Annotated in this window: 14 protein-coding genes; 12 read left to right on the top strand and 2 right to left on the bottom strand. The window is 55.4% G+C overall.

What is annotated here, in order from left to right; genetic code table 11:
• The first annotated feature begins 28 nt into the window (after positions 1 to 28).
• Complete coding sequence (locus BN3795_RS16710) at positions 29 to 1,063, top strand: ABC transporter substrate-binding protein (RefSeq protein WP_068785832.1); 1,035 nt, start codon at positions 29 to 31, stop codon at positions 1,061 to 1,063.
• Positions 1,064 to 1,068: 5 nt separating this feature from the next.
• Here the strand turns inward: BN3795_RS16710 and BN3795_RS16705 are convergent, their stop codons facing one another.
• Positions 1,069 to 1,941, bottom strand: coding sequence for a YitT family protein (locus tag BN3795_RS16705; protein ID WP_198524744.1), 873 nt, complete (start codon positions 1,939 to 1,941; stop codon positions 1,069 to 1,071).
• A gap of 146 nt (positions 1,942 to 2,087) precedes the next feature.
• Between BN3795_RS16705 and BN3795_RS16700 the strand changes: the two genes are divergently transcribed.
• From BN3795_RS16700 to BN3795_RS16650, 11 genes are all read left to right on the top strand, one after another.
• A complete protein-coding gene (locus BN3795_RS16700) occupies positions 2,088 to 2,378 on the top strand; it encodes an alpha/beta-type small acid-soluble spore protein (protein WP_068785831.1) in 291 nt (96 codons plus the stop codon).
• A 17-nt stretch (positions 2,379 to 2,395) separates the two neighbouring features.
• Positions 2,396 to 3,337, top strand: a complete 942-nt coding sequence (glsA, locus tag BN3795_RS16695; RefSeq protein WP_068785830.1) for a glutaminase A — start codon at positions 2,396 to 2,398, stop codon at positions 3,335 to 3,337.
• Positions 3,338 to 3,482: 145 nt separating this feature from the next.
• Positions 3,483 to 4,799: an ABC transporter substrate-binding protein gene (locus BN3795_RS16690; RefSeq protein WP_068785829.1), complete on the top strand. Its 1,317-nt coding sequence runs from the start codon at positions 3,483 to 3,485 to the stop codon at positions 4,797 to 4,799.
• Between the two features lie 74 nt (positions 4,800 to 4,873).
• The gene (locus BN3795_RS16685) at positions 4,874 to 5,656 is read left to right on the top strand and encodes a Nif3-like dinuclear metal center hexameric protein (RefSeq protein WP_110945216.1); all 783 of its coding nucleotides are present in this window, start codon (positions 4,874 to 4,876) and stop codon (positions 5,654 to 5,656) included.
• A gap of 14 nt (positions 5,657 to 5,670) precedes the next feature.
• On the top strand, positions 5,671 to 7,746 hold the full coding sequence (locus BN3795_RS16680) for an alpha-glucuronidase family glycosyl hydrolase (protein WP_068785827.1): 2,076 nt from the start codon (positions 5,671 to 5,673) through the stop codon (positions 7,744 to 7,746).
• A 111-nt stretch (positions 7,747 to 7,857) separates the two neighbouring features.
• Complete coding sequence (locus BN3795_RS16675; protein ID WP_068785826.1) at positions 7,858 to 8,820, top strand: carbohydrate ABC transporter permease; 963 nt, start codon at positions 7,858 to 7,860, stop codon at positions 8,818 to 8,820.
• Positions 8,817 to 9,659 carry a carbohydrate ABC transporter permease gene (locus BN3795_RS16670; protein WP_068785825.1) on the top strand — a complete coding sequence of 281 codons (843 nt, stop codon included), beginning with the start codon at positions 8,817 to 8,819 and terminating at the stop codon, positions 9,657 to 9,659. The genes BN3795_RS16675 and BN3795_RS16670 overlap by 4 nt, the downstream gene beginning before the upstream one ends.
• Positions 9,660 to 9,754: 95 nt before the next feature.
• A complete protein-coding gene (locus BN3795_RS16665; RefSeq protein ID WP_068785824.1) occupies positions 9,755 to 11,554 on the top strand; it encodes a cache domain-containing sensor histidine kinase in 1,800 nt (599 codons plus the stop codon).
• 67 nt (positions 11,555 to 11,621) lie between these two features.
• The gene (locus BN3795_RS16660; RefSeq protein ID WP_068785823.1) at positions 11,622 to 13,241 is read left to right on the top strand and encodes a response regulator transcription factor; all 1,620 of its coding nucleotides are present in this window, start codon (positions 11,622 to 11,624) and stop codon (positions 13,239 to 13,241) included.
• Positions 13,242 to 13,364: 123 nt separating this feature from the next.
• On the top strand, positions 13,365 to 14,438 hold the full coding sequence (locus tag BN3795_RS16655; RefSeq protein WP_068785822.1) for a Gfo/Idh/MocA family protein: 1,074 nt from the start codon (positions 13,365 to 13,367) through the stop codon (positions 14,436 to 14,438).
• A 74-nt stretch (positions 14,439 to 14,512) separates the two neighbouring features.
• Positions 14,513 to 15,274, top strand: coding sequence for a MerR family transcriptional regulator (locus BN3795_RS16650; RefSeq protein WP_068785821.1), 762 nt, complete (start codon positions 14,513 to 14,515; stop codon positions 15,272 to 15,274).
• A gap of 67 nt (positions 15,275 to 15,341) precedes the next feature.
• On the opposite strand, the gene BN3795_RS16645 is transcribed toward BN3795_RS16650, so the two are convergent.
• On the bottom strand, positions 15,342 to 16,571 hold the full coding sequence (locus BN3795_RS16645; RefSeq protein WP_068785820.1) for an aminopeptidase: 1,230 nt from the start codon (positions 16,569 to 16,571) through the stop codon (positions 15,342 to 15,344).
• Between the last annotated feature and the right edge of the window lie 41 nt (positions 16,572 to 16,612).

The raw sequence follows: 16,612 nt of genomic DNA, 5'->3' as shown, positions 1-16,612 counted from the left end.
GACACACTTTTAAGGGGGAAACTGAATCATGAACTCGACTCGTAGCCAAACTTATCGCGGCCGCTCCATCTGGTGGGCATTCGTTCTGCTGGCGCTTGTACTCGTTGTCGCAGGATGCGGCAAGGATGGAAATCAGGGAGCGTCAGGCAAGACCGGATCGAATGAGAACACTGCTGCCGACAGCCAAGGGGGGAGCCAATCTGCGGGAAGTGAGGGGAAACGCACCGTCAAGCATGCGCTGGGGGAGACTGAAATCGTTGGGGTACCGCAAAAAGTTGTAGTTCTAACGAATGAGGGAACAGAAGCGCTGCTGGCATTGGGCGTCAAACCGGTCGGAGCGGTTCGTTCCTGGACGGGGGATCCCTGGTATGCGCATATCCAGGACGAGATGGAGGGAGTTACGGTCGTAGGCGAAGAAAGTCAGCCGAACCTGGAGCTCATTGCCGGGCTGCAGCCTGATCTCATTATCGGGAACAAAATGCGCCAGGAGAAAGTTTACGAGCAGCTTCAGGCAATTGCTCCTACCGTCATGTCGGAGGACCTGCGCGGCAACTGGATGAACAACTTCAAGCTCTATGCGGAGGCGCTGGGCCAAACTGATCGCGGCAATGAGCTGCTGGCTGACTTCGAAGCACGGATTGCGGATTTTAAAGCCAAAGCCGGTGATAAGTTGAAAGAAACCGTATCGGTTGTCCGGTTTATGGACGGCAAAACGCGCGTTTACCATACGAACACGTTCTCCGGAATCATTTTTGAACAACTGGGTCTGGCCAGAAATCCGATGACGTTGAACGCCAAAGACACGTTTGTTGATGAGATTACCAAAGAACGGCTGCCTGAGGTGGATGCCGACCGTTTATTCTACTTTACTTATGAAACGGGTGACGGCAAAGCCAATCAGACCGAATTGGATTGGACGAACGATCCGTTGTGGAATAATTTGAACGCCGTCAAGAACGGGAAGACCTATAAAGTTGACGATGCGATCTGGAACACCGCCGGCGGCATTAAAGCGGCCAATCTGCTGCTTGATGAACTCTACAAAATTTATGAGCTAGAGTAAATTTGCTATTTGAGCGGTCGGGTGAATCGTCCGAGAATTTCAACGGATTGGACCACATTCATGAACGCGTGCGGGTCTGTGTCGACCACCGCTTTTCGGACGGCCGCCAGCTCGTACCGGGTTGTTACGGTCATCAGAGTATAGTTCTGCTCCTCGCGGTATCCCCCTTCGGAATGAAGGCAGGTGATGCCGTGATGCAGCTTGCGCAGTTGGCAGAGCATCTCTTCTTTGCGTTTCGTAATGATGAAGCAAGTCACCTTGATATGCCCGACGTGGATCATATCGACGACTTTCCCTTTCACGAAGGTCGACAACATCGAATACAAGGCTAAGTCCCAGCTTTGAAAAAAGCCCAGCGCCAGGATCACCAGCCCATTAAGCAGAAAGAGGATGTTCCCCATGGGGACGTCCCTTTTTCGCGTGACGATGGAACCGAGAATGTCAAATCCCCCGGTTGAACCGCCAACGCGCAGTGAAAATCCGATGCCTGCCGCTGAAATAATACCGCCAAATACCGCCGCCAGAATCGGATCATGGGTGACTTGCACCTCGGGGATGATCGAGATAAACCAGGTGGTACTGACGACGGAGATGCAGCTTAGCACGATATAACGGCGGCCTACGGCTCTCCATCCCCATAGAATAAGCGGAACGTTCAGCAGAAAGTAGAGAAGCGAGATGTTCCACCCGGTCAAATAACCGATGATGGAAGCGACGCCCGTTACGCCGCCGGACAGCAATTTATGCGGAATCAGGAATAAGTCGAGCCCAGCCGCCACAAGCAAAGCGGATAGCAGGATGATGCCAACCTCCTGTGCGGGTTTCAGGGAAGCTCGAAGCGGCTTTTCAATCATGGGGCGATACTGGTCCAAATTCATGTCCGTGCCTACCTTACCTTATCAGGGTTATAAAATATCATTATCGGCTTAAATTATCTTTTTTATCACACGATTGGACTATGATTTATCTCACCCCTCCAGGGGCACTCTAATGGATAATTCTCACTTGAAAGCGAGGGATATCCATGGTACAACCAAGAGGGAACGGCGGGAACGGTCGCCAGGAATCGGATCCGGCGGTCCGACTTAGCCGGTTCAAGGCAGAAGTAATGAAGCGTGAGGGATATAACGTCAATCCGGAGCGGCCGGATGACGTGAAGTTTGAAGTAGCCCAATCGTTGGGCGTGACGATGCGAGAAGGCGATAACGGCGATTTGACAACCGCGAAAGCAGGCAAGGTTGGCGGTGTGATCGGCGGTTCGATGGTCAAGGAAATGATCCGTTTGGCCAAAGAACGCTTAAAGGATCAGCCATAGTTGAGAATGGGGGCGCCATGGCCATGAACGAATGGGATCAACTGAAGCTCCACCTTCCAGAATGGGTGGAGGAATGCCGGGGAACTAGCGCTGCAGGCAAGGTAGCGGAGTATATCCCGGAGTTGTCGAAGGCGAAGCGGGATCTGCTCGGGATTCATCTTCTGGATGCCAGGGGGAATTCGGTTTCCGCAGGCGAAGCTCGCGCAGCGTTTACGATGCAGAGCATTTCGAAGGTATTCACGTTGATCCTTGCGCTCATGGACCATGGGGAAGCCGCCGTCTTCTCCAAAGTGGGCATGGAGCCGACCGGGGACAGCTTCAATTCGATCATGAAGCTGGAACTGGTGCAGCCGGCGATTCCGTTTAATCCACTGATTAACGCTGGCGCGATCGTGGTCTCCTCCATGATCAAAGGGGAGAATGCGGAGGCGAAAGCCGCGCGCATTTTGGCTTTTTTTCGCGAGTTGGCGGGAAACCCCGGTCTGGATTACGATTTGCAGGTTTACCGTTCGGAGTCGGAGACAGGGCATTTGAACCGGTCGATGGCTTATTTTTTGCTGGACAAAGGCATCCTGGGCTGTGGCGTGGAAGAAGTGCTGGACATCTATTTCCGCCACTGCTCAATCCAAGTGTGCTGCGAGGATCTGGCTCGGATGGGACTGGTGCTGGCTTGTGAAGGAACCGATCCTCTGACGGGCAAGACGCTGATTCCGCGGCGGTACGTGCAAATCGCCAAGACGTTTATGATCACCTGCGGGATGTACAACGGGTCGGGTGAATTTGCCATCAGTGCAGGGCTGCCGGCCAAGAGCGGCGTGTCCGGAGGGATCTTGACGCTTGTACCCGGACGATACGGCATTGGGGTCGTGGGACCGGCATTAAACCGCAAAGGCAACAGCATCGCGGGGGTCGAACTCATCGAGCGGCTGTCGCAGACCTTTGATTGGAGCCTATTTTAAATAAGAAAGGGACATGTAGAGGTGGACCTTTATAATCGGGCAATTTTAAAACAAATCGTGCATTGCTCTCATACCCACTTCCATTTGGAGTCGTTACTATAGAGGTGTAAACCAGATACTCACGATTCAAATGGGAGGGTTATCAATGTTTAAATGGAAGCGTTTACTCACGGCGCTGGTTGCGGTTACTCTGGTTGGGTCACTGGCAGCCTGCGGCGGCGGAAAGAACGGAAATTCGGCTGAGCCGGCAGGAACAAATGCCGAAGGCAATGCCGTAAGCAGCTCAGGCAGTGAGCCGGTGAAGCTGCGGATCATGTGGTGGGGGTCTCAGGAACGGCATGAAGCGACCTTGGCCGCCCTTGATTTGTATACGAAAAACAATCCCAACATCACTTTCGAACCGGAATACTCCGGCATGGACGGTTACCTGGACAAGCTGTCCACGCAGGCGGCGGCAAAAAATGCCCCTGACATCGTCCAACTCGATCCAGGCTGGGCGCCGGATTGGGCCAATCGCAAGCAACTCGCTCCGCTCGACGGAGTGGATGTGTCGAAGATTGATCCCAAGCTGCTGGCGGGCGGACAGTCGGGCGGTACGCAATACGCCGTGCCTCTTGGCTCCGTAGCCTTCGGGATGATTTACGACAAAGCTGCGCTAGATAAGCTGGGCGTTCAAAATCCGGAAAACGGCTGGACTTGGGACGATTTCTTCGCACTGGCCAAAGAGTTGAAGGGCAAGTTGCCAAGCGGCCAATATTTCACGAAGGATTACGCAGCGAACTACTTCATGTATTCTGCTTACCAATACAGCAAGGGCAAAGGCATGGTCATTACGGAGGATGGGAAGTTCAACATCGATGAAACCTCCTTCCTGGAATGGACGAAGCACTTTGAGGAACTCCGCAAGGAAGGCCTGGTGCCGCCGGCGGACGTGAACTCCTCCGACAAAGAGTTCGACCCGCAAATGGACTTGATGGTTGCCGGGAAAATCCTGTTCCGTTACAGCTTCTCCAACAACTACAGCGCATGGGACAGCATTAAGAAAGGCGCCTACGCACTGGTGACGATGCCGCGGGCCGAGGAAGCCGGCGGTTGGCTGAAGCCGTCGATGTATCTGTCGGTATCGGACAACTCCAAGCATAAGGCGGAAGCGGAAGCGTTCATCAACTGGTTCGTTAATGATCCGGAGGCTGCGCAAATCCTCAAAACAACCCGGGGCTTGCCGGTCAACAAGGATAACGCGGCAGCGCTCGAGTCCGGCATGAGCGACGTCGATAAGATTGGAATGGAATTGCTCCGCGCCACCGAGAAAGACGGCCAAACCTGGACCGCCGGTGCGGGGGGCTGGACGAACTATATCGATAAGGATTTCCCGCTGGTGCATGATCAGCTGAGTTTCAACAAAATTACGCCGGAAGAAGCGTACAAGCAGCTTAAAGAGGCGGCTGCTGCATACGAATAAGGTGAACGACCCCGCCCGGAACAGGATTCCCGTTCCGGGCGGGGTTTTACCAAATGCCAGAGGGGGTATGGGCCTTGCTTCGCATTCAGGAGGTGCTGGATCGGCTGACGCCGAAAGGGTGGATAGAGGGAACTGTGGATGGCCTGATTACCGGGCAGCCGGAAGGAGAAGTGCGCGGGATCGCCGTCACCTTTATGGCGACACAGGCGGCCATTGAACAGGCGGCATCGCTGGGTGCCAATCTGTTGATCTCGCACGAGGGGCTATTCTATAGCCATCGTTCCGCCGGGCGGAGGACCGAAGAGGATGAAGTCGTTCGGCAAAAGAAACGCCGACTGAAGGAGCTCGGACTTGCCGTGTTCCGTTACCATGACGGCATTCACCGAGAATTGCCGGATGGGATCACGGCCGGGTTGATCGAGGAGCTCGGCTGGCAGGATACGGTATGCGCGTACGAACCGGCTTCGGCACTGTTGGAGCTTCCTGCGGTGAACCTTGGCGAGCTGGCAACCTTGCTGAAGCAACGGTTGAAGCTTTCCTTTGTCCGATTCGTGGGAAATCCGGCAATGGTTTGCCGGAAGGTCGGCGTGCTGGTCGGCTATCGCGGCGGAGCTGAGCTTGCCATCCCGCTGCTGGGCGAGGCCGACGTGATCATCGCTGGCGAAGGTCCGGAATGGGAGGCACCGGAGTATGTGCGCGACGCCGTTTATCAAGGGCGGGAGAAGGCCATGATCTTCCTTGGCCATGGCCCAAGCGAAGCGCCCGGCATGAACCGATTGGCGCTTCGGCTTCGGGAGGCCTATCCGTCCATTCCGGTGTATGTGATCGAAAATGAGCCGCTATTTCAATGGATATGACAGGGGGAGATTCCATGAATCAAGCAAACGCACAAGTAGAATTGGGGTACGAGGCTTGGTTGCGTTACCGAAACATCGAGCCGGGAGCCAGACGTGAAGAGCTTCATCCGTATAGAGAAATTCACGTCGAAGGAACCGATGAACCGGTGGCGTTTACCGCAGCCTGGGAATTGTCGAAAGGGTTAAGCGGGATGCTGGGGCGGGAGGTTCCCGTCGCGGAACCCGCTTCGGATGCCCCTTGCTTCGTGCTGGGGTTGCTGGGACAAAGCCCGACCGTCGACAGCGTGTTCCCGGAAGGGGAAGCGGGCTTGGGACTGGGCCGGGAAGGATACGCTTTGCGCCAGGAGCCCGGTAGCGGGCGGATTGCGATCGGAGCGGAAAGCGCAGCTGGCTTGCTGTACGGCGTGTTCGACGTATTGCGCCGCATCGGGACCGGACAATCGCTCCAGGGGCTGGATGTGGCGGTACGTCCGGCAAATGGGCTGCGAATGCTGAATCAATGGGATAATATCGACGGCAGCATCGAGCGCGGTTATGCCGGGGCTTCGATCTTTTATGAGAATAACCGGTTTGCGCAGAACTTCGATCGCCTTCGCGATTATGCGCGATTGCTGGCTTCGACGGGGATCAACGCGTTATCCATCAACAATGTGAATGTGCATCGGATCGAAACGGAGCTCATCACGGGGTCGCTGTTACCGGATGTAGCCAAGGTGGCTGAGCTCTTCCGAGCATACGGCATTCGGTTGTTCCTTAGCATTAACTTTGCCGCCCCGCTGGAGATTGGAGGCCTATCCACCGCCGACCCGCTCGATCCGGAAGTGGCTGCCTGGTGGCGGGAACGCGCTGCAGAAATCTATCAAGCGATTCCGGATTTCGGCGGTTTCCTGGTGAAGGCGGATTCGGAAAATAGGCCGGGACCGTTCACTTATGGAAGGGACCATGCCGACGGCGCCAATATGCTGGCGGATGCGCTGGAGCCTTACGGCGGGCTCGTGATCTGGCGCTGCTTCGTCTACAACTGCAAGCAGGATTGGCGAGACCGCAAGACCGACCGGGCTCGGGCGGCCTACGATCATTTTGTCCCGCTTGACGGGCGCTTCAAGGAGAATGTCATCCTCCAAGTCAAGAACGGTCCGATTGATTTTCAAGTGCGCGAGCCGGTATCTCCGCTGCTGGGGGCCATGCCTGCTACGAATCAAATCATCGAATTCCAGGTCACTCAGGAGTATACCGGACAGCAGCGCCATGTCTGCTACCTCGTTCCCCAATGGAAAGAGGTGCTGGACTTCGACACGCATCTCAATGGGGAAGGCTCGACGGTGAAGCGGATCGTGGATGGTTCGTTGCATGGCTCCCGTTACAGCGGATTTGCCGCCGTATCGAATATCGGCAGCGATGCCAACTGGACCGGACATTTGCTGGCACAGGCCAATCTGTATGGATACGGGCGGCTCGCCTGGAATCCGGAGCTTAGCGCCGAAGCGATCGCGGATGAATGGATTCGGCTGGTATTCGGTAGCGACGAACGGGTGATCCAGGTCATACGCGGCATTCTCATGGATTCCTGGAGCATTTACGAAAGCTATACGGCGCCGCTCGGCATCGGCTTTATGGTCAATCCGAACCACCATTACGGCCCCAACGTGGACGGTTATGAATACTCGATGTGGGGGACATACCATTTCGCGGATTGCCATGGCATCGGCGTTGACCGGACGGCCGCCACGGGAACCGGTTATACGTCACAATATGCGGATCCGAACCGAAGCCTGTACGAGTCGCTGGAGACCTGTCCCGACGAGCTGCTGCTGTTCTTCCATCACGTTCCTTACACCCATAAACTGCATTCGGGCAAAACAGTGATTCAGCATATTTACGACACCCATTTCGAAGGAGCGGAACGAGCGGAGAAATGGATCGAGCTCTGGTCCGGGTTGTCCGGCTTGATGGAGGAGCCGCTGCACCGTCAAGTCGCCGAGAGGCTGGCGGAGCAAGCGGAGCATGCCAAGGAATGGCGGGATCAAATCAACACGTACTTTTACCGGAAAAGCGGCATTCCCGATCAGCAGGGCCGGCGGATTTATTGATGATTTTCGTGATATTTTAAAAGATTTCGAGGATTCCTCTTCTACAACCGGCTGCGGGCCCGCCCTATACTTGAGTTAGAAGCACTCAGAAACTGCAGAGGTGAAGCAAGCATGAAAAGTTCCGCGGCCGTGGCTGTCAAAGACACGCCAGTACTCAACAAGCGCCGGTCTTTCCGGAAAAGATGGAATGCGCCGGTAGCCGGCTATTTATTCATTTCGCCGTGGCTGCTCGGTTTTCTCGGGCTGACGGCGTACCCGCTGATCTTATCGCTCTACTATTCGTTTACGGACTACACGCTGTTGGAGCCGATCAACTGGGTGGGCACCAAAAACTATGAGATGATCTTCACCGCGGATTCCAAGTTCGTCACTTCGGTCAAGGTCACGTTCCTGTATGTTCTCGCTTCGGTTCCTCTGAAGCTCATTGTGGCGCTGCTCGTTGCCATCGTGCTGAACCGGGCGGTGCGGGGGATTGGCCTGTACCGCACGGCGATCTATTTCCCATCGCTGATCGGGGGCAGCATTGCCGTCTCGCTGCTATGGCGGAATATTTTCGGCGTGGACGGGATCTTCAACAAAATCATCGGGGTGTTCGGGCTCGAAGGGAAAGGCTGGATCACCAGTCCCGATACGGCGTTAAGCACGCTGATCCTCCTCACGGTATGGCAGTTCGGCTCCTCGATGGTGATTTTTCTGGCGGGGCTGAAGCAAATTCCTGGCGATTTGTACGAAGCTTCCGCGGTGGACGGGGCCGGCAAACTGCGCCAGTTCTTTAACATCACGCTTCCGATGCTGTCGCCGGTCCTGTATTTTAACCTGGTGATGGGCGTGATCAACGCCTTTCAAATGTTCACATCCGCGTTTGTTATTACGAACGGCGGTCCGATGAACTCGACCTATGTCTACGCGATGTATTTGTACGAGCGGGCATTCAGCCGGTATCAGCTCGGGTATTCTTCAGCCCTGGCTTGGATTATGCTGGTTATGATCGTCGTGGCCACGTTAATCATTGCAGGAACTTCGAAATATTGGGTGTTCTATGAAACGGAACCGGAAGGGAGAAAGGACAAATGACCTTCAAATGGAAGCCGCTGATTCGGCACTTCTTCATGATTCTGTTCAGTCTGGTGATGGTCTATCCGGTCCTATGGTGGATCGGCGCGTCGCTCAAAACGAACGGTGAGCTGGCATCGCCGAACATTTTCCCTTCGGTTCCACAGTGGAGCAACTTCGTGAAGGGCTGGAATTCGGTGCCGGGCCACTCCTTCACCGACTTTTACCTGAACACCTTCGCCCTGGAGGCCGCCGTCATCGCGGCAACGCTGGTATCCAGCACGCTTGTTGCGTTTGGGTTCGGAAGATTGAATTTTCCACTTAAGAACCTCTGGTTCTCCTTGTTTATGCTCACACTGATGATGCCGGGGCAGGTGTTGATCATTCCGCAATATGCCTTGTTCCATCAACTGGGCTGGGTGAACACGTATTGGCCGTTTATTGTGCCGCATATGCTAGCCGGCGGCGCGGGCGGGACGTTCTTCGTCTTCCTGCTGATTCAGTTCGTGCGCGGCATTCCGAAGGAGCTGGACGAATCGGCCAAAATCGACGGTTGCTCCTGGTTTGGCATCTATCTTCGGATCGTAATGCCGCTGATGGTTCCGGCGATCGTAACCGTCATGATCTTCTGCTTCCTGTGGAACTGGGACGATTTCCTCGGCCACCTGCTGTATTTGAATTCGGTGGACAAATATACGGTCAGCCTGGCGCTGCGGATGATTAACGACTCTCAATCCGCTCAGGAATGGGGACAACTGCTGGCGATGTCGCTTGTGTCTATCCTTCCGGCCACCCTGATCTTTATGTTCCTGCAGAAATACTTCGTCGAAGGGATTGCCACAACCGGTATAAAGGGATAAGGGCGGCGAACGGCCAATTATATAACGGTAAAGCGTGAATTTTCTTCGCGGCTTTACCGTTTTTTCCTTACACCTGAAGGGAGTGCAGCCTTGAGATGAAGAATCCGTTTAAGAAATTCCGGATCGACAGCTTGTTTTTTCGCAGTTTCTCCATCTTTATCGTAGCTGTGCTGGCTTGCATCGCCTGGGCCAGTTACCGCATCTCATCCAACGAGCTGGCGAAGACAAGCTCCCATTACCAGCAGCTGTTGCTGGATGAACTCAACAACGAAATCACCACTCGATTGGTGACCATTGAACAGATCTCGTTGTCAACGTCCCGCGATAACGAGTTGATCACGTTTCTGCGGGATCGGCAGGATGAATACGATCGGCACCGCCGTTCGGTCAGCGTGGAACGCGCACTGGCCAACCTGACCTATTCGATCCCGATTATTCAGGGGATTGACTTATATATGGAGCGCCCTTTAAGAGGGGACGCGAACAGCTATATCCAATTCCGCGGGTTAGGCGATCTGACCAAGCAGGAGTGGGCGGAGGCGCTGGACAAGAATGATTTCGCCTGGTCCCGCGAGCATGAAATTCCGAGCTTCCAGGGGGACGTGCCGGTGCTCAGCTTTGCGCGCAAAATCGTCGAGGAGGATAAATATCTCGGCGTGCTGGTCATCCACGTCAAAGCGAAGGAAATTCAGAAGCTGTTGGCGGGGCATTCCGCACCGGTCAACCGGATGATGATCGATACGCTGGGGCAGCAGACGGTGAAGACCGGCCGGGTACCGGAGCATGCCGAGCTGTCCCCATGGATCAACGTAAAAACCGATCAGTCCGGATATGTGCATATTCGGGGCGATCAGGAGCTGGGCAATTCGCTGCTGGTCTATTCCAAGTTGCGGGACTCCCATTGGATGCTTGTAGAAATTACGCCCTGGAGCGAGATCATCGACGGCAGCTTCCGTCTGGCGCTGGTTATCGGGGTCATCGGGGTCATCGCCATCCTGCTGGTCCTGCTGCTGACCCTCTATTTAAGCCGCCAGTTTACGAAGCCGATCAAGCAGCTTGTAACCGCGATGCGGCAATATTTCGTGGGTGGCGGTAACAATGGCAGTGGAGGGCATCCCGTCGATCTGCCGGACGATTACGAAAATGAATTTGGTTATCTGTTCGCCGGGTACCGCAAGCAGATGGAGCAGATTGAAGAGCTGTACCGCTCGCTGCAACGGCGTTACGAGCAGCAGCGCAAAGCGGAAATCGAAGCGCTGCAGGCCAACATTAACCCGCATTTCCTCTATAATATGCTGGATCAGTTGAATTGGATGGCGATTGAAGCGGGGCAGGACGAGCTCAGCCGAATCCTCGAGCTGATGGGCCGGATGTTCCGGATCGGCTTATCCAACGGCAACAGCTTTATTACGATCGGCGAGGAGCTGGAGCATATCCGCTGTTACCTGGAGATTCAGCAACTGCGCTGGCAGGCAGGAGGCGGAGGGGAGCTGGACTATGCGATTGAAGCGCCGTTTTCCGTTCAAGAGCTGTTTCTGCCGAAGCTGACGCTGCAGCCGTTTGTGGAGAATGCCATCGTCCACGGGTTTAACGGGCGTTCCCGAGGCAAGGTTGGGATCCGGCTGGAGGAGCATCCGGACCTGCTCGTGATCACCATCGACGATGACGGTGCCGGACTGCAGCAAGCCGTGCATCGTGAACGAAAACGGAGAACCGGAGGTTATGGCATCCGCAACGTGAAGGAACGAATCGCCGGGTACTTTGAAGGCGCTTACGGCGTGGAGCTGACCGAACGGGAGGAAGGCGGAACCCGCGTCGTTATTACGCTGCCGAAGCTGCTGGAGCCGCCGGTGCCCCCGCTTGGCGAACCGTTAGAGCCTGGACCCGCCGCGTGACCGTGTGTCGTGTCCGGTGTCCGATACGATAGAGCATCTGGGAGAACAGTCAAGGAGGTAGATGAGGGTGTGGAAAATCGCCATCATTGATGATGAACGCCAAGTGCTGCAAGGGATGAAACGCGCAATCCCCTGGGAGCAGTTGGGGGCGAAATGGGTGGGAGAAGCGCAGAACGGCGCAGACGGGCTGAATGTGGTTCGAGAGACGGATCCGGATATCATCATTACGGACATTTATATGCCAGCGATGAACGGCATCGATATGATTGAACAGCTGCGAAAAGAAGGGTACAACGGAAAGGTCATTATTTTCAGCGGCTATTCGGATTTTGAGCATGCCCGGCAAGCGCTGCGCTTTAATGTCAGCGACTATGTCTCCAAGCCGATCAGCGTCCCCTCGCTGAAGACGATCTTGACGAAGGTCATCGGCGAGCTGGCCCAGGAGGAAGAGAATCGGCAGAAACAAGGCGAAATGGAACGGAAGCTGAGTTTGTACGAACCTTTCATAGAAAAGGAGTGGGTGCGCTCGGCGGTTGTGGGAACGCTGGACAGCTCCTACCGCGAGGAAGGCCGGCTCCCGGAACCGTATCGGTATTGGACGGAGTGCCGCCATGTCACCGTTGGCATCGACCTCGTCAGAGATGCTCGCGTCAGCGAATTTTCCCTGTCCGACTGGAACCTGTTCCGGTTTGCGATCCGCAATATTGCCTGCGAGGTGGCGCGGAAAATGTTCGGAACCCTGGAATATATCGAGCTGCACAGCACGAGAGCCGTATTGCTGGTCCATCCGCGGAGCCATGAGCCGCTAGAGCTGCTGGAGCCGAAGCTGCATGAGCTGGGCGTGAAGCTGATCGACGCGATTCGCAGCTATCTTAAGCTGGTTGTACGCGTGGGGATCGGAAGCGTCAAGCTGCAATGGCAGACTATTCCGGACTCGACGGAAGAAGCGTTCCGCGCCATTGACATGAGGACGGGACGGCGGGACCCGGCGTATGCGCTGTACGCTTATCGAGAAGACGAAGATAGGAACGCGGCAGCGGCGAATTTATTTTCGGTGAAGTTCTATGTGGAATTGGCGTCTGCGTTGAAAGGATCTCAGGAAGCCGAGGCGAAGAAGCTGGTGGCGGATTACCTCAGCCGGCTGGAGCTGCAGAAGGCGATGACCCCTGAAGCGGTGCAAATTCTTGCCTGCGAGCTGTGGGGCGTATTTACGTATTGTCTGTATGAAACGGGCGTCCTGCTCAATGACCTCGTGCCCGGCGATCAGATCACCAGGGAACTGGTTGGGTTAACCGACCCGGAGCAACTCACGGAATGGCTGTCGGACAAAATCACCCTGATCTGCACCAGCCGCGAATGGCGCGGGAACAGCAAGCACCGGCAGGTGGTGGATTACATGACCGGCTATATCCACGAGCATTATGCCGAGGACATTACGTTGGCGGAATTGTCGGAGAAGCTCTACATCTCCCGCAATCACTTGTCGATCATTTTCAAAAATATGACCGGCGAAACGTTCAACACCTACCTGACCCGGGTGCGGATCGAGAAAGCGCGCGAGCTACTGCTGGAGCGCAATATGCTTGTTTATGAGGTTGCGGAGCGAGTGGGCTACAAAAACGTGCCGTATTTTAGCACATTATTTAAAAAAATTACCGGCATGAACCCAACTGATTTGATTAAATAAAGAAACTAGGGGAGAGAGGAGGTTCTGCCGGCTGTCGAAGCGGATTTGTGGAAATGAGAGCGTTTTCGGAAAAGCGCCTCGGTTTAACCAATTGGCGTGAGATCGTAGAGGAGGGAAGCAGGCATGGCGGTCACTTTTAGTCTTATCGGCGGGGCGGGCTTTCGGGCCCAATATTATTTACGGATCGCCCGGGCGCTGCCGGATCGATTTCAGCTCGGCGGACTGGTCGTTCGTGATGAAGCCAAGGCGCTGATGATGGAGCGGCAATGGGGGGTGCGGACGTACCGCTCCGTGGAAGCTCTGCTGCAGCAGGAGCAGCAGGATTTTATCGTCCTGTCGGTCAGCGGCACGGAGATGCTGCCTTATTTGCTGCAATTGGCCGAGACGGGAATTCCCGTCCTCTCGGAAACGCCGCCGGCTGCAGACCTCGCGGGGCTGGAGCTGTTGCATTCGCGGCTCGGCGGGAGCAGCGCACCAATCCAGGTCGCGGAGCAATATCATCTGCATCCAATCCAACAAGCTCGTCTCCGATTGATCGAATCGGGCCGGCTCGGGAGAATCACGGAGGCAACTGTATCGGTCTCCCATTTGTACCATGGCGTCAGCCTGATTCGCCGGCTGCTGGGAGTGGGCTTCGAAGAGGTGCAGATCCGGGCGATGCGGTTTGAGACGAGCTGGGTGCAGGGACCGACGCGAAGCGGTCCTCCTGAGGAAGACCGGCTTGTCCCCTCCGTCAGAGAGCTGGCCTGGCTGGATTTCGGAGATCGGCTGGGGATTTACGATTTCACCCGCGATCAGCATCGCTCCTGGATCCGCTCGAATCATTGCTGCGTTCGCGGAGAACGGGGAGAAATCTTCGACTCGCGGGTATTGATCCAGCAGGAGGATACCCTTCCGCTGCAGATGGAGTTCAAGCGGGTTAACAAAGGGGAGCAGGAGAACCAGGAAGGATATTATCTGCACGGCATCTTATGCGGAGAGCAGTGGCTGTATACGAATCCGTATGCGCCGGCCAGATTATACGATGACGAGCTGGCGATTGCAGCCTGCCTGGAGAAGATGGGCGTATTTGCTCAAGGCGGACCGGCTTTTTACGGGTTATGGGAAGCGGCGCAGGATCATTATCTCGGGATGAGGATTGAACAGGCAGCTCGCACCGGAGAGACGGTGATTGCAGGCCGTCCGAGCTGGGCTTGAATTTTTTTTGAAAAAAGGAATTGACCTTCACGTAACGTCAACGTTTATCATGAGATTTGTCAGGAGGTGAGCACATGGAATACACCATTCAGAAGCTGGGCCGCCTTGCCGGGGTTAGCACCCGGACGCTGCGATATTACGATGAGATCGGCCTTCTGAAGCCGGCAAGAACGAACTCGTCGGGGTACCGTATTTACGGGCAGCGGGAAGTGGATTTGCTGCAGCAAATCTTATTCTACCGGGAGCTTGGCTTAAGCTTGGAGGATATTCGGTCCATCGTGACCGATCCCGGCTTTGACAGCGCCCGTGCGCTGAGGGAACACCGAAACCAGCTCCTTGACAAACGCAAGCAATTGGACGCGTTAATTGCCAATGTGGAGAAAACGATGGCGTCACAGGAAGGGAGAATGACGATGAGTGATCCAGAAAAATTCGAAGGCTTCAAAAAACAGCTGATCGAGGAGAACGAGCAGAAATATGGCCGGGAGATCCGCGAAAAATACGGTGAAGCCAAGGTGCAGGAGTCCAATCGGAAGCTGATGAACATGACCGAAGAAGAATACGAGAAGGTTACGCAGTTGGCAAACGAAGTGAACGCCACGCTGGCCGAGGCCTTCAAGACGGGCGATCCTTCCGGCGAGCTGGCCCAGAAGGCTGTCGAGCTGCATAAGCAGTGGCTGACGTTCTATTGGAACGAATACAGCAAGGAGGCTCATGCCGGACTGGCGCAAATGTACGTCGACGATGAGCGCTTCAAAGCTTATTACGACAAGGACCAGCCGGGCACGGCCGAGTTCCTGCGGGATGCGGTTCACATCTATACCGGGATGAAATAAGCAAAGCTCTCCTTTCCGCTTGGCGGGGAGGAGAGCTTTGCTTATTGAGTATTGAGAAGGATGTGGTTCACGCCCAGTTCCCTTGGCGGAATACCGGCTCGATGGTACCATCGGGCAGTTCGCCGTCAATATCAAGCTCCGCGGAGCCGATCATGAAGTCGACATGCGTAAGACTGACGTTGGCGCCTTTTGCCAGCAGCTCTTCCTTGCTAAGCTTGGCACCGCCTTCGATATTCACCGGATAGGCGCTGCCCAAAGCGAAATGGCAAGAGGCGTTCTCGTCGATTCCGGTATTGTAGAATATCCGGTTCAACCGGGAGATCGGCGAGTTATGCGGCACCAGGGCGATTTCCCCCAGATGCATCGCGCCTTCGTCCGTACTGAGCAGGTTCTCCAGATGATCCCGGCCGGATGTCGCATCGTAGCTGACTACTTTGCCGTCTTTGAACGTCAACGTCAGGCCTTCCACGAGCTGGCCGTTCAAATTCAGCGGCATCGTGCTGGCTACGGTGCCGTTCACGCCTGTGCGATGCGGCATCGAGTAGATCTCCTCGGTTGGCATATTGGCGACGAAATAGTTGCCGGCCGCATTGTAATCACCGCCGCCCAGCCAGAGATAGCCCTCGGGCAGCTCAACGTGAAGATCGGTGCCCGGAGCGCGATAATGCAGCTTCTTGTAACGTTTGGCGTTCATATGCTCTTGTCTTTCTTTCAGTTGCTCGATGTGCTCGCGCCAAGCGGCGATCGGATCTTCGCGGTCAACGCGGTTCATCTGGAACACGGCTTCCCACATAGCCGGGATACGCTGCTCTTCAGGCAGATCGGCATACACTTTATTCGCCCACGCCTTGGTTGGCGCTTTGATCAGTGACCAGGTGATCCGGTTGTTGCGCGTTTGGGCGGAATGCTTCTCGCGTGCTCTGGCCGCCGCTTTGACCGCGGCAGAAACCTTGGACGAAGGAATGCCTTGGAACAGCTCCGGATCCGGCACTTTAATCCGAAGAATCGCGCCGCCTTCCTCCCCGAATTGCTCGGCCATATCGGCAAGCCACTGCGGATAGTAGGACAAGGTTTCATCTGCCGCATGTTCGTAGCGGATGCGGGTCACTTGCTCGTCCTCCCAATCGACGTGGACGTATTTGGCTCCGGCATCATAGGCTTTGGCCACCAGCCGACGTGTAAAGTCTACGGTTTCCAGCGGCGCGGTCAACATCAGGTTTTGACCGCGCTGAATATTGACACCGACCCGGATGACCAGTTCGGCGTATTTTTCAAGGAGAACCTCGAAAGCTTCCATCGCTATAACTCCTTCCGTATGCTCAGATTGCGTATGTACAA

Origin of the sequence: Paenibacillus phocaeensis (assembly GCF_900021165.1) — a bacterium.
Taxonomy (GTDB): domain Bacteria; phylum Bacillota; class Bacilli; order Paenibacillales; family Paenibacillaceae; genus Fontibacillus; species Fontibacillus phocaensis.
Note: the sequence above shows the minus strand (reverse complement) of the source record. Positions and strands in the feature narration are given on the sequence as shown.